Origin of the sequence: Streptomyces sp. MCA2, assembly GCF_023544705.1 — a bacterium.
GTDB lineage: Bacteria > Actinomycetota > Actinomycetes > Streptomycetales > Streptomycetaceae > Streptomyces > Streptomyces decoyicus.
Genome location: NZ_JAMJFM010000066.1, coordinates 25,653 through 47,443, shown reverse-complemented (window position 1 = coordinate 47,443; position 21,791 = coordinate 25,653). Strand labels below are relative to the sequence as shown.

The 21,791-nt window shown below is 70.9% G+C and carries 21 protein-coding genes; 8 read left to right on the top strand and 13 right to left on the bottom strand.

The annotated features are described in order from the left end of the window. A partial coding sequence (locus tag M8I34_RS36355) for a cytochrome P450 (protein WP_250057100.1) occupies positions 1-1,146 on the bottom strand: 1,146 nt, incomplete at its 3' end. Positions 1,147-1,251: 105 nt separating this feature from the next. Here M8I34_RS36355 and M8I34_RS36350 point away from each other — a divergent pair. From M8I34_RS36350 to M8I34_RS36335, 4 genes are all read left to right on the top strand, one after another. Next, positions 1,252-1,959: a PAS domain-containing protein gene (locus M8I34_RS36350; RefSeq protein ID WP_250057098.1), complete on the top strand. Its 708-nt coding sequence runs from the start codon at positions 1,252-1,254 to the stop codon at positions 1,957-1,959. A 78-nt stretch (positions 1,960-2,037) separates the two neighbouring features. Further along, entirely contained in the window at positions 2,038-2,499 is a 462-nt protein-coding gene (locus tag M8I34_RS36345; RefSeq protein ID WP_250057096.1) for a universal stress protein, read from the top strand. Positions 2,500-2,590: 91 nt separating this feature from the next. Continuing rightward, the gene (locus tag M8I34_RS36340; RefSeq protein WP_030078076.1) at positions 2,591-2,806 is read left to right on the top strand and encodes a dodecin; all 216 of its coding nucleotides are present in this window, start codon (positions 2,591-2,593) and stop codon (positions 2,804-2,806) included. Positions 2,807-2,931: 125 nt separating this feature from the next. Beyond that, positions 2,932-4,383: an amino acid permease gene (locus M8I34_RS36335; protein ID WP_250057094.1), complete on the top strand. Its 1,452-nt coding sequence runs from the start codon at positions 2,932-2,934 to the stop codon at positions 4,381-4,383. Between the two features lie 102 nt (positions 4,384-4,485). On the opposite strand, the gene M8I34_RS36330 is transcribed toward M8I34_RS36335, so the two are convergent. From M8I34_RS36330 to M8I34_RS36305, 6 genes are all read right to left on the bottom strand, one after another. Beyond that, positions 4,486-4,962: a hypothetical protein gene (locus M8I34_RS36330; RefSeq protein WP_250057091.1), complete on the bottom strand. Its 477-nt coding sequence runs from the start codon at positions 4,960-4,962 to the stop codon at positions 4,486-4,488. A 330-nt stretch (positions 4,963-5,292) separates the two neighbouring features. Then, a complete protein-coding gene (locus tag M8I34_RS36325; RefSeq protein WP_250057089.1) occupies positions 5,293-5,766 on the bottom strand; it encodes a carboxymuconolactone decarboxylase family protein in 474 nt (157 codons plus the stop codon). Positions 5,767-5,900: 134 nt separating this feature from the next. After that, positions 5,901-6,317, bottom strand: a complete 417-nt coding sequence (locus M8I34_RS36320; RefSeq protein WP_250057087.1) for a lasso peptide biosynthesis B2 protein — start codon at positions 6,315-6,317, stop codon at positions 5,901-5,903. Further along, positions 6,314-6,571, bottom strand: a complete 258-nt coding sequence (locus M8I34_RS36315; RefSeq protein WP_250057085.1) for a lasso peptide biosynthesis PqqD family chaperone — start codon at positions 6,569-6,571, stop codon at positions 6,314-6,316. The genes M8I34_RS36320 and M8I34_RS36315 overlap by 4 nt, the downstream gene beginning before the upstream one ends. After that, the gene (locus M8I34_RS36310) at positions 6,549-8,180 is read right to left on the bottom strand and encodes an asparagine synthase-related protein (RefSeq protein ID WP_250057083.1); all 1,632 of its coding nucleotides are present in this window, start codon (positions 8,178-8,180) and stop codon (positions 6,549-6,551) included. The genes M8I34_RS36315 and M8I34_RS36310 overlap by 23 nt, the downstream gene beginning before the upstream one ends. A 239-nt stretch (positions 8,181-8,419) precedes the next feature. Continuing rightward, the gene (locus M8I34_RS36305) at positions 8,420-8,560 is read right to left on the bottom strand and encodes a lasso RiPP family leader peptide-containing protein (protein ID WP_250057080.1); all 141 of its coding nucleotides are present in this window, start codon (positions 8,558-8,560) and stop codon (positions 8,420-8,422) included. A gap of 787 nt (positions 8,561-9,347) precedes the next feature. Here M8I34_RS36305 and M8I34_RS36300 point away from each other — a divergent pair. Beyond that, a complete protein-coding gene (locus M8I34_RS36300; protein WP_250057078.1) occupies positions 9,348-11,729 on the top strand; it encodes a GH92 family glycosyl hydrolase in 2,382 nt (793 codons plus the stop codon). Here M8I34_RS36300 and M8I34_RS36295 read toward each other — a convergent pair. Further along, complete coding sequence (locus tag M8I34_RS36295) at positions 11,694-12,329, bottom strand: LysE family transporter (RefSeq protein WP_250057076.1); 636 nt, start codon at positions 12,327-12,329, stop codon at positions 11,694-11,696. The two genes, M8I34_RS36300 and M8I34_RS36295, sit on opposite strands and share 36 nt — an antisense overlap. 99 nt (positions 12,330-12,428) lie before the next feature. On the opposite strand from M8I34_RS36295, the gene M8I34_RS36290 reads away from it, so the two are divergent. Further along, positions 12,429-13,391 (top strand): LysR family transcriptional regulator, encoded by a 963-nt coding sequence (locus M8I34_RS36290; RefSeq protein WP_250057075.1) that lies wholly within the window; start codon positions 12,429-12,431, stop codon positions 13,389-13,391. 20 nt (positions 13,392-13,411) lie between these two features. On the opposite strand, the gene M8I34_RS36285 is transcribed toward M8I34_RS36290, so the two are convergent. The 3 genes from M8I34_RS36285 to M8I34_RS36275 form a co-directional block, all read right to left on the bottom strand. Then, positions 13,412-13,624, bottom strand: a complete 213-nt coding sequence (locus M8I34_RS36285; protein WP_030078061.1) for an EF-hand domain-containing protein — start codon at positions 13,622-13,624, stop codon at positions 13,412-13,414. Between the two features lie 82 nt (positions 13,625-13,706). Continuing rightward, positions 13,707-16,172: an excinuclease ABC subunit UvrA gene (uvrA, locus tag M8I34_RS36280; protein WP_250057074.1), complete on the bottom strand. Its 2,466-nt coding sequence runs from the start codon at positions 16,170-16,172 to the stop codon at positions 13,707-13,709. A gap of 83 nt (positions 16,173-16,255) precedes the next feature. Next, positions 16,256-17,419 carry a CapA family protein gene (locus tag M8I34_RS36275; RefSeq protein WP_250057073.1) on the bottom strand — a complete coding sequence of 388 codons (1,164 nt, stop codon included), beginning with the start codon at positions 17,417-17,419 and terminating at the stop codon, positions 16,256-16,258. 162 nt (positions 17,420-17,581) lie between these two features. Here M8I34_RS36275 and M8I34_RS36270 point away from each other — a divergent pair, with 162 nt between their 5' ends. Beyond that, entirely contained in the window at positions 17,582-18,532 is a 951-nt protein-coding gene (locus M8I34_RS36270; protein ID WP_250057072.1) for an aminoglycoside phosphotransferase family protein, read from the top strand. A gap of 79 nt (positions 18,533-18,611) precedes the next feature. Here the strand turns inward: M8I34_RS36270 and M8I34_RS36265 are convergent, their stop codons facing one another. Both M8I34_RS36265 and M8I34_RS36260 read right to left on the bottom strand, forming a co-directional pair. Further along, a complete protein-coding gene (locus M8I34_RS36265) occupies positions 18,612-19,229 on the bottom strand; it encodes a nucleotidyltransferase domain-containing protein (protein WP_250057071.1) in 618 nt (205 codons plus the stop codon). Between the two features lie 32 nt (positions 19,230-19,261). Then, entirely contained in the window at positions 19,262-20,236 is a 975-nt protein-coding gene (locus M8I34_RS36260; protein WP_250057070.1) for a hypothetical protein, read from the bottom strand. Between the two features lie 718 nt (positions 20,237-20,954). Between M8I34_RS36260 and M8I34_RS36255 the strand changes: the two genes are divergently transcribed. Next, positions 20,955-21,602 (top strand): class I SAM-dependent methyltransferase, encoded by a 648-nt coding sequence (locus M8I34_RS36255; RefSeq protein WP_250057069.1) that lies wholly within the window; start codon positions 20,955-20,957, stop codon positions 21,600-21,602. Positions 21,603-21,791 lie beyond the last annotated feature (189 nt).

Sequence of the window (21,791 nt, the reverse complement as noted above, 5' to 3'; positions counted from 1 at the left end):
GGGGTTGTCGCCCCAGGCGGGGTCGCGGTGCAGCATCGGGGTGAGCACCGTGACCAGGTCCCCGGCCTTGACCGGGTAGCGGCCGCCGAGCAGGGTGTCCTCGCGGGCCTGGCGGCTGAAGGCGGCGGCGGTGGGCCACAGCCGCAGTGCCTCGTTGAGGACCTGCCGGGTGAACGGCAGCCGTCCGATGTCCTCGAACGAGGGGTCGGGGTCGCTCTGGTCGCCCCATAGTTCGTCGGCCTCGCGCTGGACCATGCGCAGCGCGAGCGGGTCCTTGAGCAGGTGGTAGAGGGCGAAGGAGAGCGCGCCCGAGGTGGTCTCGTGACCGGCGATCAGGAACGTGATGACCTGGTTGCGGATGTTGGCGAGATCGAGGGCGGGCCCGCCGTCCCCCTCGCCGCCGGCGCCGAGCATCAGCCCCAGCAGGTCGTCGTCACCGGTCTCCCCGCTCTTCGTCCGGGCGGCGATGACCTCGTCGACGACCGAGGCGAGGTAGTCGGCGTCGCGCTGGAAGGCCGCGTCCGCCGCGGAGTGGTCCGCGTCGGGGTCGCGGGAGAACTTCGTCATGCTCCATTCGAGACAGCGCACCATCGCCTCGACGAACGGATGCGCGCTGTCACCGCGGGAGAACGACTCGAAGTCGAAGCCGAACCCGGCCAGCCCGATGGTGTCCAGCGTCATCCGGGTCATGTCCTCGGCGACCTGGACGGGCGTGCCGTCGGCCACCCGCCGGTCCCAGGCGGCCATGACCCGGCGGGCGACCTTGAGCATCGCCGGGTGGTAGGTGCGCATCGAGCCGAGCGCGAAGGCCGGCATCAGGACCTCATGTGCCTTGGCCCAGTTCGGCTCGTCGTTGTAGGCGGTGAACAGACCGTCACCGGCGAACTCTCTGACGTTCTCCAGGACGACCGACACGCCCTTGGCGAAGCGGGACTCGTCGGCGACCTCGGTGACCAGGTCCAGGGAGGAGAGGAACAGCGTTTCGCGGTCGCCGAACTTGCGCTTGAAGACCGGGCCGTGGATCCGGGCGAGATCCATGGACTGCTGGATGGGCGTGTGGGTGAGCCCGGCCTCCGTCAGGTCGGCCACCGGAATGCCGTCATCGGCGGCGCGTTCGTCCCTGTGGAGCGCGATGGTATCGGTCATGTCTCCAGCGTGAGGGCCCCCACGTACAGGTCACGCCCAGACAACTGCATGATTGTGCAGTGGTTTTTCGCTGCTCGCTCTTGCGCGCGGACCGGAGAAGGGGACATGAACAACGGGACTGCTGATGGGGCACCGGACGCGGACGATGACGGCACGGGCGAGCCGGCCTGCTGGAACACGCAGATCGACCCGGCCGGGCCGTACGCGGGCGGCCCGTGGCGCAACTACTTCCTGATCCTGCTGGACCGTATCCCCACGCCGATCGCGGTGTGCCGGGCGTACGGCGAGGTGCTGATCGCCAATCCGGCGATGGCAGCGCAGTGGGGGACGGTCCCGGGACAGCTGCGCGGACGCAATCTGCTGGACCTGTTCGAGCCGCGCGCCAAGGCGCAGATCGACCGGCTCACCGAGGCGCTGCGTATGGGGCGCCGTTCGCGCTATCCGGTCGAGGTGCGCTGGCGCGACGCGTCCGACGGAACGGAACGGGAAGGAGAACTGACCATCGATCCGGTGGGTGACCCTTCGGTGAACCCGCCGGCCCTGTTGGCGCTGCTGCGGGTCCGCGAGAGCGCACCCTCCCCCGCGCCGCGCGGCTCGGCGAGCCACGTGGAGGCCCGGATCCTGGCGCTGGCCGCGGGCGGCGCGACCACGGCGTCGATCGGTACGGCGCTGGGGCTGACGGTCGACGGGGTGAACTACCACCTCACCCGGCTGGCCCGCCGCTGGCGGGTGCAGGGCCGTACCGCGCTGGTCGCCAGGGCGTACGTGCTGGGCGTGCTGTCGCCGGACAGCTGGCCGCCGGCCCCCGCCTGACCGGGCCGGACGGCTCCGCGGGGCGCGGTGATGCGGCCCGGGGAGCCGGCCGCACGCATGTACGGATAACCTCCTGGTGTGGAGGAGAACGCAGCCGCGCCGTTCGAGCGCGGAACGGACGGCCCGAAGGTCATCGTCGTCGGCATCGACGGCTCCGACTCGTCGTGGCGTGCCGCCTCGTACGCGGCAGGGCTGGCCAGGCGCCAGTCCTCGAAGCTCGTACTGGTCTACGTCCAGCCGGTGCTGCCGGCCGGGGCGGCGATGGGCGCCCCGGTCGCGGATGCGACCAACGAGGTCGCCGAGGAGCTGATGGCGGAGATCCGCCAGGCGACCGAGCGGCTTCAGGGGATCTACAGCGTGCGCTGGGAGTTCCACACCCTGCGGGGCGACCCGTACAACGGCATGGTGCAGATGGCCGACGAGCTCAAGGCCGACGCGGTGGTGGTCGGCGCCTCGGAGTCGGCCGGGCACCGCATCATGGGCTCGGTCGCGGTACGCCTGGTCAAGGCCGGGCGCTGGCCGGTCACCGTCGTCCCGTAGGGGCCGGGGCCGCTCCGCTGGTGAGGCGGCCCGCCCTGAGGCACGGTGGACAGTGGACGGGCGGAGCGCCGCCCCGACGAGGGAGACCACCGTGACCGACCGCACGTATCGCGTGACCGAGATCGTCGGCACGTCCCAGCAGAGCCTGGACGCCGCGATCAGGAATGGCATCAAGCGCGCCTCCGAGACCCTGCGCAACCTCGACTGGTTCGAGATGACCCAGGTGCGCGGGCATATCGTCGACGGCGAGATCGACCACTACCAAGTCGGCCTGAAGGTCGGATTCCGGCTCGAGGACGCCGATTGACACCTCTCCCGTGTACGTATCCCGGCGAGTCCCGGCGCTACTAGGGAGTCGCCTTCCTTAGTCGCTCCTGAGGGTCCATGATGATCCGCCGTCGGACCACGACGGAGCGTACGGAGGGATGACGCATGGGGCTGCGCGCTGGACAGGGCGTATTGCGCCGTAAACCGATCGAACACATTCAAGAGGCGGAAGGCACCGCGAGCGAACAGCTCACCCGGGCGCTCGGCCTGTGGCAGCTGACGGCCATCGGGGTCGGCGGCATCATCGGCGCGGGAATCTTCACGCTGGCCGGCACCGTCGCGAACGGGAAGGCCGGGCCCGCGGTCCTGATCTCCTTCCTCGTCGCGGGCATCGCGAGCGCCGCGGCCGCGTTCTCGTACGCCGAATTCGCCGGGCTGATCCCGAAGGCGGGCTCGGCCTACACCTACGGCTATGCCGTCCTCGGTGAGGTGGCGGGCTGGTTCATCGGCTGGGACCTGCTGCTGGAGTACACCGCGATCGTGGCGGTGGTCGCGATCGGCATCTCCGGCTACTTCGGCTTTCTGCTCGGCGAGCTGGGCGTCGATCTGCCCGCCTGGATGCTCGGCGCGCCGGGAACGGGCGCGGGACACCGGGTGGACCTCTTCGCCGCGGTGCTCTGCCTCCTGATCGCCTATCTGCTGACGCTGGGCATCAAGAACGCCGCACGCTTCGAGACGGTCGTGGTGGGCCTGAAGGTCCTGGTGGTCATCATCGTGATCGCGGTCGGCTTCTTCCACATCAAGACCTCGAACTACCACCCGTTCTTCCCGTTCGGGGTGAGCGGCGCCTTCACCGGCGCGGCCACCGTCTTCTTCGCCGTCTTCGGCTATGACGCGATGAGCACCGCGGCCGAGGAGTCCAAGGACGCCCAGCGCCATATGCCGAAGGCGATCATGTACTCGCTGGCCATCTCGATGGTGCTGTACGTCCTGGCCTGCCTGGTGCTGACGGGTATGCAGAACTACAAGGACATCGACCCGGAGAGCGGCTTCTCGTCGGCGTTCAAGTCGGTGGGCCTCGGCAGCCTGGCGGATGTCATCGCGGTCGGCGCGATCATCGGCATTCTCACGGTCATGTTCACCTTCATGCTCGGTGTGACCCGGGTGTGGTTCTCGATGAGCCGGGACGGTCTGCTGCCCAAGTGGTTCGCCAAGACCAGCCCCAAACACCATGTGCCGACCCGGGTGACCTGGATCGTCGGCTTCGCCTCCGCGGCCATCGCGGGCTTCCTGCCGATCGGCGAGGCCGCCGAGCTGACCAACATCGGCATCCTGCTCGCCTTCGCGGTGGTCTGCGTCGCGGTGATCGTGCTCCGCTACAAGCGTCCCGACCTGCCGCGGACGTTCCGTACGCCGGGGATGCCGGTGGTCCCGGCCATCGGGGTGTGCTTCTCGATCTGGCTGATCACGTTCCTGGCCTGGCAGACCTGGGTGCGGTTCGCGGTGTGGTTCCTGGTCGGCATGATCGTTTACCTCGCGTACTCCTACCGCCACTCGAACCTGGCGCGGGCGGACCGGGAAAGCGCCGGCGGGGAGAGCCGCGGGAAGCGGCCGTGAGCCGCGCCGGCTGACGGCGGCTGACGGCGGGGACCGGCAGGACGTTGTCCGCCGGTCCCCGCCGCGCTCCCGAAGACGTCCTCGGGAAGCGGTCCTTCGGAATCAGAAGACGAACGGTCCCGGGGACTGCGGCGAGGTGGCGTTGCAGGTGGCCGTGATGCCGAACACCACGACCTTCAGGGACGTGGCCTCCAGGCTGTCGCCCGCGGCGACCGTGCCCTTGAGCGGACCGGTGGAGACTTCGCTGCCGGCGGGTATCGCCGGGTTGGAGCTGCCGCTGAACTCCGTGGTCCCGGAGCCGTTCTTGGTGAGGGTGAGCGTGGAGCTGACCGAGTTCGCTCCGACGTCTATCGGAGAGGTGATCGCCGAGGTGGAAAGGCTGATGGTCGCGGCCGTGCCGTCCTGGGACGCGGTCAGCGTCGCCGTTCCGGAGCCGAAGCTCCCGCAGTCGAACGAGACGGTGGCGGTGTCGGGGGTCACCGCGGTCGCGGCCGGTGCCATCGCGAGCGTGCCCGCGACGGCGACCGCAACGCCAAGTGCCGTACCAATTCCGCGCGTGCCTGATCTGAGGTGCCTCATGGGGGTACCGCCTTCTTGAGGGGGGTGCAGGCCCATGGCACCGGCCGTCGAGGGGTACGCGAGGGAACGACCGGCGGCCACGCGGGGGCCGCGGTCGGACCCCGTGCCGGACCACCGTCCATATCTGACGGTTGGTCAGCGACCTGAATCGCTGACCATTGAGGCACGCGCCCCTGAAGAGGGCAAGGCAGACTCCTCATGATTTTTGACGTGTCTGCACCAAATGGAGCGGGGGCGGCGCAGGCGGCGGGGACGCCTCGAGCAGTGCCGAGGCCGGGTTTGCTGCTCCGAGCGCAGCGGGCACCGGCGGCCCCGGCCGGCTGCTCCTCGTCAGGCGAACTGGCCGGGCTGGTAGTTCCCGGCGGGCTGCTGGATCATGACGTTCCCGCGGTTGAAGGCGTTGATGACGGCGATGGTGCACACCAGGGCGGCGAGCTGCTCCTCGTCGAAGTGCTTGGCGGCATTCGCCCAGGCCTCGTCCGTGACACCGCCGGCCGCGTCGGCGATACGGGTGCCCTGCTCCGTCAGCTCCAGGGCGGCGCGCTCGGCCTCGGTGAACACCGTGGCCTCCCGCCAGGCCGCGACCAGGTGGAGACGCACCGCGGTCTCCCCGGCGGCTGCGGCATCCTTGGTGTGCATGTCGATGCAGCCGGCGCAGCCGTTGATCTGGCTGGCGCGGAGCTTCACCAGTTCCTGCGTCGCGAACGGCAGCGTCGAGTCCGCCAGCGCCTTGCCCGCGGCGATGAGGTGCTTCATGGTCCTGGCGGCGACCGGGCCCGCCATGAGGTCCAACCGAGCGTTCATGCTGCACTCCTGTGTCGTGGTTGCTGATCACCTCCTTGGACGGGACGGCTGGACGGGATGTGACATGAACGCAGGCGACAGGAGCGGATGTGACGCGCCTCTCGACTCCGGCCCCGGAGGCTGCGTCGTCCTCGTCACCGCCGGGACATCGGCCGCACGGCCAGAATGGCGCGGTACGTCGAGCTCTCCACCGGCTCCCCTACGGGCTGCCCGCCGACTTCGACCCAGGCGTGGGCGGCGAAGGGCGGGGTGCGCACGCCGACGATCCATGCGGGCCACGTGCCTCTGGCCCGGCACAACAGCGTGGTGGCCAGGGATCGTTGCAGGCAGTAGCTTCCTGCGCAGCGCGCGTTGACCGCCACTACGTCACTCCGGGCGGCCAGTGCTTGCTCATATGTGGTCGGTTTTGCGTGCCACCGGACGACGCGCAGGATGACACGGATGCGTCGGGGTGGCAGCTTCGCCAGAAGGAACGCCAGCACCACGGCGGCGCGCGCCATGAGACGGCAGCGCAGCTCCGGCCGGCCACCCCGTTCCAGGACTTGGCTCACGAGACCACCAGAGCCTCTTCGGTGAGCTGGTCGAGGAGGCGCTTGACGTCGTGGGATGCCTCCTCCAGCGTCACCGGATAGGTTCGCGCCAGGTTCGCCGCGACCCGTTCGACGCTCGACCCGGCCATCAGTTCCTTGAGAATCATCGCGCCGGTGCGATTGACTTGAAAGTACCGCCCGGTGCGCTCGTCCAGCAGCACCAGAGCGTCTTCCGTCTCGCAGAGGGCGACATCAGCGCGCATCCGCAGGCTCATCTGCGTGCTCCCTCAGATAGGTGGGGGTGGGACAGGCTTCGATATCGCGCAGCCAGGCTTCCACTGCCAGGGTGGCTTCCAGAGTGTGCGCCCCCAGGTCGAGCATGGACGGGCTGAGGAATGCGCGCTTGAGCTCCGGTCCGTCGGCGAGGCCGCAGGCCACGAGGCGGGAGTCGGCGGCCCAGTCCGCCAGTTGGGCCTGCTGGAGCTTGAGGCCCGCATACCACTCCTTGCCGGAATGGTCCTTGGAGGTACGGGCCAGGACGGGTTCGGGTACCAGCCCTCGCATGGCCTCGGCCAGCAACGGTTTATAGGTCCACGGGCTCTTGGTGGCGGACGCGGACACCGCGAGGCAGGCGTTGATGACCGCGTCGTCGCAGAAGGGCGAGGCGCCCGGCACTCCGCCAAGGGACGAATGCAAGATGTTTCCGGCCAGCCGCCCCGCTGTCTGCGCCTGCTGGATCCAGGCATGCCGCCCGCGCTCGTGGACAACGGGCTCGACCGTGCGGGCCGCCTCCCGTAGCAGGTGGGCGACGTACTCGACGGCACGTCTGCCGGCCCATGGCGGGAGCGCCATCGGCGCACCCCACCCTGTCGGCGCTGCCCCAGAGTCGCCGGGCCGGTCCAGCGCGTCCGCGACGCCGTTGAGCCACGCCTGGTACGAGCGGGTGTCCGTCAGCGTGCGCGCGGCGGACCGCAACGCCCAGTGGTGCCTGGCCCGTTGGCCGGCCGCATGCCGTAGCCCTCGCACGGGGTGCCGGCGCAGCAGGCAGTGAAGGTACTGGTCCGGCGCCTCCACCACGTGGTCTCCACCGTGTCCGGTGAGGCGCAGCTCGGCACCGGCTGCCCGCATCGCATCGGCGATGTACTGCTGTTGCGCGCGATCACGGACCAACACCGTGGGCTCATCATCCGGCTCGTGAGGTTGACCGAGACCTGTGAAGTAGGCGGGCAGGTCCGCAGGGCCGAACACCAACCGCTGGATGCCGGGCAGATGGGCGGCCGCCCGCTCCGCGTACGCGGAGTCCTCGTTGCCCGACGCGGCCCACTCCAAGGTGGCCGTCACCAACGAGGCCCCGGCACGGGCGGCGAGGAAACAGAGCGAGGTGGAGTCCATGCCACCCGACAAGTCGGCCCCGAGCACCTGTCCGGGGCGCGCCCGCACACCGACGGCGTTCTCCAGGGCCTGCCGCACGGCCGGCGCGCCGACTTCCAGAGGGAGTTCACCGGACGGCTCCTGCCACCAGCGTCGTGTACCCGCCTGCCCGTGACGGTCGAAGAGCAGCGCCTCGGCGCCCGGAACACCATGGACTCCGCGCCAGGGGGCACCACTTGCCAGGGGATGGGGCACGTCAGGGTAGGCCAGCCGCAGAGCGAGCTGTTCCAGGTCGATGCCGCCTCCGGCCAGCCAGGCCAGGGTCCGTGCACGGTCGGCAGCCACCGTCACCCCGTCGGCGGAACTCCAGAACAGGCGCCTGGCTTCGGAGAAGCTACCGCGCGCGTACACCTCTTCACCCATGGATGCCATCAGGTGGAAACTGCCCGGAGCGCCGGACACCGCCGCCTCGATGTCCGCGGTCCAGCGCACGAGGTCCGCAGTCGGTCGCACCGCGCGCAAGCGTCGGAGGAGCTCGTCCTCGGTCAGCGAGAACGTGCCGGCCATCGCCAGCCGGGCCGACCCATGAGAGGCCACCGCGAGGCTGCCGGCCGGCCAACATCCGACGAGCCATGGCCGCCCGGAGGCGTGCCGGACCACTCGACAGGCGCGCCCCGTGAACCGCGCGGCCACTCTCGGCGCTGATTCGCAGTCCGGGAAGACCACGAACCAGCACTCATGGCAAGCGCTCATCACGGCCTGTAGGTGCCGTAGCCTTCCGAACTCTCACCGCCGCGGCCCTGCGTCTTCTCGGCGAAGTCGCCGGCCTCTGCCAGCACGGGCGGTTCGTACACCACAGGGGCGTCCTGCTCCTGCGAAACCTCATACGACATGAGATCATCTCCTATGGTTCCGGCGCTCCTTGCGCGCCCTACAAGCAGTAGATCAGCCACGAGCACACCTCGCACCCCGAGTCAATACCAGGCCGGTAAGGGCAGTATTCGGCCTCGCACCGCAACGCTGAGCCCCCTGCGGTGACGGGCGGCATGGGGTCCTCCGGAGCGTGGCAGCGCGGTTTTCGTTGCCCGGAGTTGTTCCGCGAACCGGCTGCGCCGAGGTGCACGCGTCCCCGTAGCCGGGTGAGTTGCCGACCGGGGTGGCCGACGAGGGGCGCGTTGCCGCGTTGCACTGCTGCACTGGCGTGCTGGCGTGCTGCCGTGCGACAACGCCTGCACGGCTCTGTCCCAGCGGCCCACGTGCGACCGGTGCCTGCGCGGCGCCCGCGACAGGCCGATGCCCCCGGTGACAATCACCAGGGTCATGCCGAGCGCGAACACCGCCAAGAAGGCCCAGGGACCGCCATGTTGTGGACGTTGTCGGTGGTGGTGAAGGTGAGCGAGGCGGCCAGGGCGAGGGCCAAGAGCGCGGCGAGCGCGGCGCGTTGCCGGGTGAGAGGTCGCTGAATCGCTCGGCGCAACCGTGGCCCCACTCCCGTGCCGGGTGCACCGCGAGCACGGGGGCCGGGCGGGCCGGAGTTACCGCCGCGCCACCCCTTGACGCGCACCTGACCGGCGCCAAGAATGAGCGCGCCCTGACAACGTTGTCGGCCCCTGGGGTCGTGTGCGGCTCCCGCATGCTCCGGAGGGCCGCTCGGCGACCCGATCCCGGAGGTCTGGATCCATGGCATGGCTCAGTCGCACCCGGCTGCGCACCGCGGGCGCGGTCCTGGCGGCCGCGCTCATCGGGGGCGCGCTCGCGGCCCCCGCCGCGCAGGCCGAGCCGCCCGGCGGCCCCCTCACCGACCTGGTCAACCCGTTCATCGGCAGCCGGAACGACGGCAACACCTACCCGGGCGCGGCCGTGCCGTTCGGCATGGTGCAGCTCTCCCCCGACACCGGCCACACCACCGGGTACGGCTACGACGACGACCACATCCGCGGCTTCAGTTCGGTGCACATCTCCGGCGTCGGCTGCGGGCTCGGCGGCGACCTGCCGGTGCTGCCCACCACGGGCGACATCACCGAGACCGACTATGCGAAGTACGCGGCCGCCTACCGCCACGACGACGAGTCGGCCCGGCCCGGCTACTACCGCGTCGGCCTGAAGTCCTACGGCGGCATCACCGCCGAGCTGACCACCACCGCCCGCACCGGCAGACAGCGCTACACCTTCCCGGCCACCGACAAGGCCAATGTGCTGCTCAACACGGGCCAGTCGCTGCACAAGAACGTCTCCACGCGGGTCGAGGTGCTCGACTCCCGCACCATCCGGACCGCCCTCACCGGCCGCGGCTTCTGCCAGGACACCAAGCCGTACACCGTCTACGCCCTCACCCGCTTCGACCGGCCGTTCGCGTCGTACGGCACCTGGGACGGCGACAAGGTGACGGCCGGCTCCAAGGACTCCACCGCCACCGGCCGGCACGGCGCCTATGCCCGTTTCGACACCCGCAAGGACCGGACCGTCGAGGCGACCACCGCGCTCAGCTATGTGGACGCGGCGGGCGCGGCCCGCAATCTGCGGGCCGAGGGCGGCGGTTCCTTCGACCGTGCGAAGGCCGCTGCCGACGCCGCATGGGAGCGGCGGCTGGGCCTGGTGAAGGCCCAGGGCGGCGACAAGACCCTGCGGCGCACCTTCTACTCCTCCCTCTACCGGTCCTTCCTCGCGCCGAACATCGGCAGCGACGTGGACGGCCGCTACACCGGCTGGGACCAGAAGACCCATCGCGCCAGGGGCTTCACGTACTACCAGAACTGGTCGTTGTGGGACACCTACCGCACCCAGGCGCAGCTGCTGGCGCTGCTGGCGCCGCACGAGTCCCGCGATATGGCGCTGTCGGTGCTGCGGATCGACAAGGAGAGCGGCTGGCTGCCCAAGTGGGGCTACGGCACGGTCGAGACGAACATCATGACCGGCGATCCGGTCACTCCGTTCCTCACCAACGCCTATCAGCAGGGGCTGTTGCGGGGCCATGAGGAGGAGGCGTACGCGGCGCTGAAGAAGAACGCCGACAGAGTCCCGCCGGCCGATTCGCCGGCCGTCGGGCGGGAGGCCAACGCGCAGTATCTGAAGGACGGCTTCGCCCCGTACCTCAAGGGCCGCCCGCACACCAAGCCCGGTGACTCCGACTTCGACCACGGCGCCTCGGCCACCCTCGAATACTCTCTCTCCGACGCGATGCTGGCGCAGATGGCACGCGATCTCGGGCACGGCGAGGACGCCGACCGGTATGCGGCCCGCGCGCAGAACTACCGCAGGATCTTCGACAGTTCGACCGGCTTCTTCCGGGCCCGCGACGGGAAGGGCGCCTTCACCGGGCCCGCCGACCCGGCCAAGAGCGAGGGCTTTCACGAGGGCACGTCCTGGCAGTACCAGTGGCTGGTTCCGCAGGACCTGCCGGGGATGCTGAAGCTGATCGGCGGCAAGGACAAGGCCGATGAGCGGCTGGATTCCTTCTTCGCCTACCAGAAGCTGCTGAAGGACCCGGAGAAGACGGCCCGCGAGGTGTGGGTCAACGGCCCGTACGACTACTACAACGCGGACAAGTACAACCCGCAGAACGAGCCCGATCTCATCGCGCCGTACACCTATCTCTCCACCGGGCGCCCCTGGAAGACGACGGATGTGGTGCATGCGGCGCTGACCCTGTTCACCGACGCCCCCACCGGTATGACCGGGAACGACGACCTGGGGACGATGTCGGCGTGGATGGTGCTCTCCTCGATCGGGGTGTTCCCGGTGCAGCCGGGCACCGACAGCTGGGGGCTGAGCACCCCGGTCTTCGACCGCGTGGACCTGACGCTGGACCGGCGCTACTACCCTGCCGGGCACTTCACCCTCAGCGCGCCCGGTACGTCGGCTGCCGACCGCTATGTGCAGTCGGTACGTCTGGACGGCGTCCCCCACGACCGGACGTACCTCACCACCGATGAGCTGCGCTCGGGCCGTGAACTGGCCTTCACGGTGGGCACGGAGCCGTCGGACTGGGGCACCGGCGACCGTGCCGCGCCGCCGCCGGTGGGCACCTCATCCGCGCACCAGCAGCCCGATCGCCAGCGCTGACACCACCACGGCGGAGAGCAGCGCGGTGCCGACCCGCCCCCGTGAGCCGGTGAGCGACCTGCCCAGCACGGTCCCCCCGGCGGCCAGGATGAGCTGCCAGCTCACGGAGGCGAGGGTCACGGCGGCCACGAAGGCGGCGGGTCCTGCGACGCCGGCGGGAGTGCCCGCACCGCCGGCGAGCACGAGCGCGGAGAAGTAGAGGACCGCCCAGGGGTTGATCAACGTCAGTCCCAGGAAGGCGAGATAGGCCCGGCCGGGGCGTCCCAGGACGTCCCGTTCCGGGCCGTCCTGTGTGCCGCGGTTCCGCAGTGCGCGGACGGCGGTCCGTACCGCCATGCCGAGCAGGAGGACGGCGGCGAGCGAGCGCAGCGGGCCCGCGACCGGTGCGACGGCACGGGAGAGGGCGGCGCCGCCGGCCACCGCGGCCAGCGCGTAGAGGCCGTCGGCGGTCGCCACCCCGAGCGCCGCCGAAGCACCGACCCGGAACGAGGTCCGGGCGGTGACACTCACCAGCAGCACGGCCAGCGCACCGACCGGCACGGCCAGCGCATAGCCCGCCCAGAGTCCCGGCAGAAAGGCATCGGTCAGTAACTCGGTCATGCCGTCCAGCTTCGGGCGGGCCGAGCATGTGGGTCCATCGAAAGTTTCCGCAGCAGACTGTGTGGCAGATCCGTACGATCGCCGCCCTATGCTGCGCGCATGATCGATCCCCGGCTCCAGACCCTGCGTGTCCTGCACGAGCGCGGCACCGTCACCGCGACCGCCGAGGCCCTGCATCTGACGCCGTCGACGGTGTCCCAGCAGCTGCGTCAGCTGTCGGCCCGGCTCGGGCTGGAGCTGCTGGAGCCGGTGGGCCGCAAGGTGCGTCTGACTCCGGCGGCGCTGGCGCTGGTCGAGCACGCCGACGCGCTGTTCGTGCGCTGGGAGGAGGCCCGCGCGGACCTCGCGGGCTACGCGGACGGAGTGGCCGGGCAGCTGCGCATCACGGGGGTGGCGACGGCGATCACGGGGGTGATCGCGCCGGCGGCGGCGCGGCTGCGCGAGGAGCTGCCGCGGCTGGCGGTGGAGATCGGTGAGGATCCGGACGAGAACCGCTTCGAGCTGCTGCTGGCCGGCCGGGCCGATATCGCCGTGGTGATTCCCGCGCCGGGCGGCCCGCTCCCGGGCTCCCGCCTTCGCCCGAGCAGGGAGTTGCCCCCGTCGGACGATGCGCGCTTCGTCCAACAGCCGCTCCTGGAGGAGCCACAGGATCTGCTGGTGCCGGCCGGGCACCGGTTCGCCGCGCGTGCGGCACAGGGCGTGGCGCTGGCGGAGGCGGGCACGGAGAGCTGGATCCGCGCCGGCGATCCGGCCGATCAGCATCAGCTGCTGCTGAGCGCCTGTGCCACGGCGGGGTTCACCCCGCGGGTGCGCCATCACGCGGTCGACTGGTACGCGGTCGCGGCCCTGGTCGCGCACGGCTTCGGGATCTGCCTGGTGCCGAGACTCGCGCCGGTGCCGCAGCGGTACCCCGTCGTTCGGGTGCCGCTGCGCGGGGAGCCCCTCCCCCTGCGGCGGTTCGTGGCGGCCGTGCGCCGCGGCAGTGAGCGCCGGCCCCCGATCGCCCGCGCGCTGGCGGCGCTGCGCGCGGCCGCGGGCGAACGGGAGGCGAAGGGGGTGTGAGGAGGGGCCGGGTGCGGACGTCAGTCCTGGAGGGCGGCCCAGAACTCGTCGAAGGACATCCGGCCGTCGCTGTCGGTGTCCTTGGCCTTGATGACCGCCTCGGCGACCGGGCCGGTGACGTACGGGTCGCCCATCTCGGCCATCGCGTGCTTGAACTCCTCCGGCGTGACCTGGCCGTCGCCGTCCGCGTCGAACCGGTCGAACGCCGCCCTGGCCTTCTCTATGTCTGCCATGAGAGGTGCCCCCTTCGTGGTGCTGCGCAGTGCTGCGCGGTGCTGTTGCCTGGTGATCTGACCTGCGTACATTAGCGGACCGTCAAGAGGCGTCCGGCCGCGCCCTCCGCCGGGCCAGGTAGGGCGCGGTACGGCTGTCCGGTGCCGCCGCGACCTCGGCCGGGGTGCCCGCCGCCACGATCCGGCCGCCGTCCGCACCACCGCCGGGTCCGAGGTCGATGACGTGGTCGGCGCCGGCGACCACTCCCATGTCGTGCTCGACGACCACGACGGTGTGGCCGGCGTCGACCAGGCCGTGCAGCTGGCGCAGCAGCACCTCGGTGTCGGCGGGGTGCAGTCCGGTGGTGGGCTCGTCGAGGAGGTAGAGGGTGTGGCCGCGGCGGGTGCGCTGGAGTTCGGTGGCGAGCTTGATGCGCTGTGCCTCGCCGCCGGACAGTTCGGTCGCGGGCTGGCCGAGCCGCAGATAGCCGAGGCCCACGTCATGGAGGGTGCGCAGGCTGCGGGCGGCCGCGGGGACATCGGCGAGGAACTCGGCGGCGTCGTCGACGGTCATCGCCAGCACGTCGGCGACGGTCCGGTCCCGGTAGGTGATCTGGAGGGTCTCGGGGTTGTAGCGGGCGCCGTGGCAGGCGGTGCAGGGGGCATACGTACCGGGCAGGAAGAGGAGTTCCACGGCCACGAAGCCCTCGCCCTGGCAGGTCTCGCAGCGGCCGGCGGCGACGTTGAAGGAGAACCGTCCCGCCGTGTAGCCGCGGGCGCGGGCCTCGTCGGTGGCGGCGAAGACCTTGCGTACCGCGTCGAACAGCCCGGTGTAGGTGGCGAGGTTGGAGCGCGGGGTCCGGCCGATCGGCTTCTGGTCGACGCGTACCAGCCGGTCGACCGCTTCCAGGCCCTCGGCGCCGGTGAGTTGCGCCCGTGCCATCGGTCCGCTGCCGGTGCCGGTGCCGTCCCCGTCGGCGGCGTCCTGCTCCTCGCCGGCGCCGAGGTGGTCCCGTACGGCGTCCGCGAGGACACGGGTGACCAGGGTCGATTTGCCCGATCCCGAGACACCGGTGACGGCGGTGAAGACACCGAGCGGGAAGGTCGCGTCCAGGCCGCGCAGATTGTGCAGGGTCGCCCCGCGCAGGGTGAGTGTGCCCGAGGGGCTGCGCACCGTGCGCTCGGCGGGCGGTGCGGTGTCGAAGAGGAAGCGGCGGGTGGCGGAGCCGGCGGCGTCCGCGAGCGCGGCGACGGGGCCGCTGTGCAGCACCTGTCCACCGTGTTCCCCGGCGTGCGGGCCGACGTCCACGATCCAGTCGGCGCGGCGCACCACATCCATGTCGTGCTCGACGACGAACAGCGAGTTGCCCGCTTCCTTGAGCCGGCCCAGCACCGTGAGCAGCGACTCCGTGTCGGCGGGGTGGAGGCCGGCGGACGGCTCGTCCAGGACGTAGACGACGCCGAAGAGGCCGGAGCGCAGCTGGGTGGCGAGCCGCAGCCGCTGGAGTTCACCGGCGGACAGGGTGGGCGAGGGCCGGTCCATGCTCAGATAGCCCAGGCCGAGTTCGGTGAGGACATCGATACGGGCCACCAGGTCGCGGGCCAGCACCGGCGCCACCTCGTCGTCCGCCCGCCCGGCGGTGGGCCGCAGCAGCTGGGCGAGGGCGCTCAGCGGGCGGCCCGCGAGGGTGGCGATGTCATGGCCCTCGAAGGTGACGGCCAGCGCCTCCGGGCGCAGCCGCCGCCCGTCGCACACCGGGCAGGGCTCGGCGACCATGAACCCCTGGACGCGTCCCCGCAGCGTCTCGCTCTTGGAGTCGGCGAAGGTGTGCAGCACATAGCGTTTGGCGCTCATGTACTGGCCCTTGTAGGGGCGTTGGATCCGGCCCACGTCGCGGACCGGGTGCACGGTGACGACCGGCTGTTCGTCGGTGAACAGGATCCAGTCCCGGTCGGCCTGCGGCAGCTCGTGCCAGGGCCGGTCGATGTCGTACCCGAGGGCGGCGAGGATGTCGCGGAGGTTCTTGCCCTGCCAGGCGCCGGGCCAGGCGGCGACGGCGCCCTCTCGGACGGACAGCGAGGGGTCGGGGACCAGTGATTCCTCGGTGACGCGGTGAACGGTCCCCAGGCCGTGACATTCCGGGCAGGCCCCGGCCGCGGTATTGGGCGAGAACGCGTCGGAATCGAGCCGTTCCGCTACGCCCTCCGGGTAGTCGCCGGCGCGGGAGAAGAGCATGCGCAGGGTGTTGGAGAGGGTGGTGACCGTGCCGACCGAGGAGCGGGAGGTGGGCGCGGAGCGCCGCTGTTCCAGGGCGACGGCGGGCGGCAGCCCGGTGATGTCCTCGACCTTGGGTGCGCCCACCTGGTGGATCAGCCGCCGGGCGTAGGGGGCCACCGACTCGAAGTAGCGGCGCTGCGCCTCGGCGTAGAGGGTGCCGAAGGCGAGGGAGGACTTGCCCGATCCGGACACCCCGGTGAACGCGACCAGCGCGTCCCTCGGGATGTCCACATCGATGCTGCGGAGGTTGTGCTCACGGGCGCCGCGCACCCGTACATACGAGTCGGCCATCCCTCCATGATCGCGCACAGTTCTCGCTGACCGGGCACAGCGCTCCCTCGCCGGGCACGGTCCGCCCTGACGGGGCCGTGGGCTCACCTCCCGAGGGTCAGCCCGTCGGCCGCCGCGCCCCGGCTCAGGACCGCCTTGCCGATCTTCTTGCGGATCCGGCCGTGGCCGCCGTTCCTGGCGAGCGCGCGCATCCGTACCCGTGGCTTCTGCTCGGCGAGCTGCGGGAGGTACTCGGCCCTGGTGACCCGCCACCGCGCACCGGCCCCGTCCGGCGGCGCGAACCGGAAGCGGGCGATGCTGCCCCAGTTGCCGCGCGGCTTCTTCATGGCTCCGGAGATCTGGTCGCCGAGGCCGTAGACGACCCAAGTGCCGTTGACCTTCTCGTACGGCTGCGGGGTGTGCGCACCGGTGCCGACGATCAGGTCGATATCGGGCCGGCCGTCGGTCGTCGAAGCGGTGAGCGCCCGTGCGGACGCGATCTGCCGTGCGTCGGGGGCCGTTCGGTACTCCGTGCCCCAGTAGGGGCTGACGACCACCACATCGGCCCCCGCCCGGCGGGCCGCCCGCGCATCCGCGATGATCCGCTTCTCGTCGATCCGCCGCACCGTCCACGGCGCGTACGCGGGGCGCCGGGCGGCAGCGGTGCCGCCGGTGTACGCAAGCTGGGCCACTCGCGCGCCGCCCGGAACCCGCAGCAGCACCGGCCGGGCGCCCTCGGTGGCGTCGCGGGCCGAGCCGCTGTGCCGCAGGCCGACGGTGTCCAGCACCTCCAGGGTCCGGTGTACGCCCGGGACGCCCTGGTCGAGGGCGTGGCGGGAGGCGGTGGCACAGGAGTCGTAGCCGGTCGACTTCAACGCGGTGGCGAGCTGCGGAGGCGCCTGGAGGACGGGGTAGCCGGTGAACGGCCCGTTCACCGGCCCGAACGGCGCCCCCAGATGACACAGCGCCAGGTCGGCGGCGGAGATGACCGGCCGCACGCCCTTGAGCATCGGCCGGTAGTCGTAGCCGTCGTGCGGTGCGTCATCCTGGGCCGTGGCGAGAACATCGGGCGGTGAGGCGACGATCTCCCCGGAGGCGACCAGGGTGAACGGCCGCCCTCCGGCGTCCGGGGCGACCGGGGCACCCGCGTGGGCGTGCGACCCGGGCCCCGAGGCGGGCCGCGGGACGGGGTGCGACCCGGGGGCGGTGCAGCCCACGGCCGGCGCGGCGAGCAGGGCGACTGCTGCATACCGTGTGTACGCGCTCATGTCCGACAGATATCAGCACGGCGAGGGCCGGAAATGTCCCATCCGCCGGTGTCTTCCGCTCTCCCCCATACGGACCCTCGACTGCCGCGGCCGCTGCTGAGGGCCGTCCCGTGATGCCGGCGGACGCATCAAGGGCTACGGGACAACCCTTAGGCTGCCCGGATGGCGTACCCCCACGACCCCGACCGTTTCCCCGCCGGGCTGCCCGTGGTCCGGCAGATGGGGCGGACCGCCTCCGGGCGGGCCTGGCTGGACCGGCTGCCCGGGATCGTCCGGGAGATCGAGGAGCGCTGGGAACTACGGCTCGGTGCCCCGTTCCACGGCGGCAGCTGCTCCTGGGTGGCACCGGCCGAGCACCCCGGCGGCGGTTCGGCCGTACTCAAGGTGACCTGGCCGCACCGCGAGGCCGACGGCGAGGCCCCGGCGCTGCACGCCTGGGACGGCAACGGCGCCGTACGGCTGCTGCGCCGGTCCCGTGAGCGGGGCGCGCTCCTGATCGAACGGTGCCGCCCCGGCACTCCCCTCGGGGACGCCCCGCTCCCGCCCGCCGAGCGGCTCACCCTCGCCGCGGTCCTGCTGCGCGAGCTGTGGGCCGCGCCCGCACCACCCGACGGCGAGCTGGAGCGGATGGACATGGTGTGCGCCGAGTGGGCCGACATCCTCCAGGAGCGGATGCTGCGGCTGCGGCCGGGCTACGACCCGGGCCTGGTGGCGCTCGGCGCCGATCTGCTGCGCACCCTGCCGACGACGGCCACCCGCGAGGCGGTGGTGCACGGCGACTTCAACCCGGGCAATGTGCTGGCGGCGGAGCGCCGGCCGTGGCTGGCCATCGATCCCAAGCCGATGGTCGGCGACCCGGCGTACGACCCCTGGCCGCTGCTGACCCAGCTCGACGACCCTTTCACGCAGCCGGACCCACGGCGGGTGCTCCGCGAGCGCTACGCGCGGGTGGCCGACGCGCTGGACGAGGACCCCACGCGCTTGCTCGCCTGGTCGGTGGCACGCGGCGTGGAGAGCGCCCTGTGGAGCGCCGACCACGATGATGAGGCGGGCGGGGCAGAGGAGTTGGCAGAGGTCCGGTTGCTGGCGGAGCTGGCCGGTACTGCCCTCTGAGCGGCACCGCGCGGCTTCGCTTGCCCTCACGCCACCTTCTGACACGGAGCGAGCAGGATTCCCGTCGGCCGGCACGTGGTCAGCGTCCAAGGCGGTCGCTCCACGGGTGCCTGCCGTAGGCCTCGTCGATGGATTCTGCGAGCCATCGCCTCTGGGCGTCATCCAATACAGGCAGAGCAGCTGCGAAGTCCAGCTCGTCCTTGGGCCTGGGCCGACCGGCTTTGTAGAACAGCTGCACCTCCGGCACGAGGTAGGGGATGCCCTCCCCGGAGAGCGCACCCACCTCGGCAAGAGCACGCCGCACCCTGCTGTTCCGCCGCGAAACCCATGCACCGCCCTCGGCCTCGTCGAGCATGATCTGAATCCGCCAGGGCTCCGACGGCCCTGGGCGGCACCAGACGTCGTGGACGTCCATCGGCAGAATCTCGCCGCGGCCCCAGGGACGAAGCGTGCCGGGCGGATCTGCCGCCCACCATTCCCAGGAAGACAGCGCGTCCTGGGCCGCCAGTTGATCGCGCCGCAGCAGCAGCACATCGATGTCGGCGTGCTCGCGGAATGCGTGCCCCACGGCGAGTTCGATCGCATGGCCGCCCGCAATCCACCAGGAAATACGAACCGGAACCCGTGAGAAAAGGGCAACCACGTCGGACAGGGGTGCCGGTTCCCACGGGCCCCATGGAGTCTCGGTGCGCGTCATGCTGCCATCGTTGCCGACCCGGCACGCTCGCTTCAGATCAAGTTCGGTGACGGTACGGCGAGGTGCCGGAAGTAGACATTGTCGGTCGCTCCCGACCAGACGGTGTCGTCCAGGAGGCCGATGCTGATGTGGGTGTCGCGGGCGCCGTGCCAGCTCAGATGGGCGAAGACCACGCACTCGACTTCGTCGTCCGCATCCGGAACGGCGACCTTTCCCCAGGTTCTGACCGGCACGCCGTCCGTTGCGGAGGAGAAGTCGTAGGCGTAGACGTGCTTTCTGTCGTTCGTCGCCTCTTCGTAGTCGGAGGCCAGGTAGAGATTTCTCCCGCCGTTGCCGAAAGTGCCGCCCTGGATGGCGTACACCTTGCTCGGAAGCGGAATCTCCTTCTTGAGCCTTCCGGTGTCCCGGTCGTACCCCCAGATGCGGTCGACTTCCCTGTCGATGTCCGTGCGCTCCGGATCTCCGAAGACTGAGCTGTAGACCAGTCCGTCACGCGGATTGAACGCCATCCACGGGAACTTCCACCGCTGTGGTGCGTGGGAGCCCGGTGTGCGTCCGGCAATGGGAACGATCCCCGCCGTGCTCAGGCCCGTGGTCACCTTCCAGATCAGCTCCGGTTCGTCCCCCTCGACCGGAACGTAGATCTGGCGTCGCTGGGGGTCGTATGTCGGCGCGCCTATGTGACCGCTGCCGGAAGGCGCGGACAGGCTCGCATACGTGGTCCGGAAGTCCAGGGACAGCTTGTGGAGGCGCTGGTCGTCATCGGCATTGGACACGATGTACCAGTAAGCGCCGTCCGTGCACATGCCCTGGAACTGATCGGTCCAGCCGGCCTCATGGCTACTGGATTTCGCGTGCGCCCATTCCGAGATCCTCGGATTCGACGGCACACTCCCTATCGGACTCGCAGCGGCGGTCCGCTCCATGCCGCCCAGTGCGGAGGCCGCCAGGGCGCCCGCACCGGCTTTGCCGGCCGCCTTCAATATGTCGCGGCGGTTCCATGACATCTTTCCCCATCCCCTCTGTGTCCCACCCCTCGGTGCATGCGCTGCATGACGGGAGGGAAAGTCTGCTGCTCGTTTCCTCTTGCCTGTCGCCCGTTGGTCTTTCGGGCCCGGCCCGCTGCCGTGAGGGCGGTCTCGATTCCCTCGCCGTGGTGGCGCGGCTCACCGTAGGCCGGTCAACGGTTTCCGCCGTCGGCATGACGCTCCTGCGCCGGCAGTCATGGGCGGCCGCCGTACGTGACGGAAAGCGCCCGGCGGCTTCCACAGGCGCAACGTGGGCGCTGTGCGCGGGAGAAGTATTCGTCCGGCGAATTCCGGATCGCGGGTGGTGCCGCCGCGGGCCTGCTCACCGCCCCCGACCTGGACGGATTCCGGGAATTCAGCGTCCACTCGTGCCTGGCCGAGCTGGAACCGTCGACGGAGGGAGGGAGAGCGCGCCCCGCCGCTCAGCTCCCTCCCGCAGCGCATGCGTCGCGAACGGCCCTGGGCGCGGACCGGATCGTGGGCGCGGTCGTCAGGACACCGGGCCCTGGAATTGAGTAGCCGATACCTCAAGCGGCCGGGGTGACGCGGGGTGGCGATGGTGCCCAGGAGATGTCCGGCCGCTCAGGTGACTACGCCGGGTTCGGATCGTCAGCCGGCTCCGCGTGCGATCAGCCGCATCGGTCCTCCGTCACACGTTCTTGAAGCGCATGCCTCCGCCACCCGCTACGGTCGCCGGGTGAGCGAACTTCAGACCTTGCGCGCCACCCGTGAGTCCTACGACGCCATCGCACCCACCTACGCGCAGCTGTTCCACGACTCCCTGCGCGACCGTCCCCTGGAGCGCGCCCTCCTGAGCGCCTTCGCGGAGCTGGTGCGGGCGAACGGTGACGGCGAGGTCGCCGACCTCGGCTGTGGGCCTGGGTATGTCACAGCTCACTTGCACGGGTTGGGCCTGAATGCCTTCGGTGTCGACGCCTCCCCCGTGATGGTTGAGCTCGCTCGCGAGGCGCATCCCGGACTTCGGTTCGAGGTCGGCTCGATGGCCGCGCTGGACATCGAGGACGGCGCGCTGGGCGGGGTGCTCTCGCGGTGGTCCGTCATTCACACCCCGCCGCAGGACGTACCCGCCGTCTTGGCCGAGTTCGCCCGGGTCCTGGCTCCCGGCGGGCACCTGTTGGTCGGCTTCCCCGCCACCGACGGCCCCCACCACGAGACGCAGGCCTACGACCATGCGGTGATAACGGCCTACCGCTGGTCCCCCGACCGTCTCGCCGGGCTCCTGCGCGACCACGGATTGGCGGAGGCAGCCCGCACAGTGATCGAGCCGAAGCCCACCGACCAGCGGCAGTTCCAAGAGGTTCAGCTCCTCGTCTGCAAGGCGTAGACCTCGACCACGTGACGGCAACGGCTCGGTTCGACGGGCTGGGGACCGGGCGGGATCGGCCCGGCGAAGTGAAGCGGCCGCGCGAGTCACGTGATCGCCGGGACAGCTCCTGATGCCGCTCCGGCGTGGGCGGCCATGGACTCGGCTCCGGGGCCCTCGAATCCGGCCCCGGCCCTGTCCCCGTCCCCG

What these genes read in the sequence shown, in the direction of transcription:
- M8I34_RS36325 (WP_250057089.1), bottom strand. Translation starts at nt 5,766, where the DNA reads ATGAACGCTCGGTTGGACCTCATGGCGGGCCCGGTCGCCGCCAGGACC.
- M8I34_RS36290 (WP_250057075.1), top strand. Translation starts at nt 12,429, where the DNA reads ATGATCGATCCCCGGCTCCAGACCCTGCGTGTCCTGCACGAGCGCGGC.
- M8I34_RS36300 (WP_250057078.1), top strand. Translation starts at nt 9,348, where the DNA reads ATGGCATGGCTCAGTCGCACCCGGCTGCGCACCGCGGGCGCGGTCCTG.
- M8I34_RS36305 (WP_250057080.1), bottom strand. Translation starts at nt 8,560, where the DNA reads ATGTCGTATGAGGTTTCGCAGGAGCAGGACGCCCCTGTGGTGTACGAA.
- M8I34_RS36275 (WP_250057073.1), bottom strand. Translation starts at nt 17,419, where the DNA reads ATGAGCGCGTACACACGGTATGCAGCAGTCGCCCTGCTCGCCGCGCCG.
- M8I34_RS36260 (WP_250057070.1), bottom strand. Translation starts at nt 20,236, where the DNA reads ATGTCATGGAACCGCCGCGACATATTGAAGGCGGCCGGCAAAGCCGGT.
- M8I34_RS36285 (WP_030078061.1), bottom strand. Translation starts at nt 13,624, where the DNA reads ATGGCAGACATAGAGAAGGCCAGGGCGGCGTTCGACCGGTTCGACGCG.
- M8I34_RS36330 (WP_250057091.1), bottom strand. Translation starts at nt 4,962, where the DNA reads ATGAGGCACCTCAGATCAGGCACGCGCGGAATTGGTACGGCACTTGGC.
- M8I34_RS36270 (WP_250057072.1), top strand. Translation starts at nt 17,582, where the DNA reads ATGGCGTACCCCCACGACCCCGACCGTTTCCCCGCCGGGCTGCCCGTG.
- uvrA (WP_250057074.1), bottom strand. Translation starts at nt 16,172, where the DNA reads ATGGCCGACTCGTATGTACGGGTGCGCGGCGCCCGTGAGCACAACCTC.
- M8I34_RS36335 (WP_250057094.1), top strand. Translation starts at nt 2,932, where the DNA reads ATGGGGCTGCGCGCTGGACAGGGCGTATTGCGCCGTAAACCGATCGAA.
- M8I34_RS36315 (WP_250057085.1), bottom strand. Translation starts at nt 6,571, where the DNA reads ATGAGCCTGCGGATGCGCGCTGATGTCGCCCTCTGCGAGACGGAAGAC.
- M8I34_RS36265 (WP_250057071.1), bottom strand. Translation starts at nt 19,229, where the DNA reads ATGACGCGCACCGAGACTCCATGGGGCCCGTGGGAACCGGCACCCCTG.
- M8I34_RS36350 (WP_250057098.1), top strand. Translation starts at nt 1,252, where the DNA reads ATGAACAACGGGACTGCTGATGGGGCACCGGACGCGGACGATGACGGC.
- M8I34_RS36295 (WP_250057076.1), bottom strand. Translation starts at nt 12,329, where the DNA reads ATGACCGAGTTACTGACCGATGCCTTTCTGCCGGGACTCTGGGCGGGC.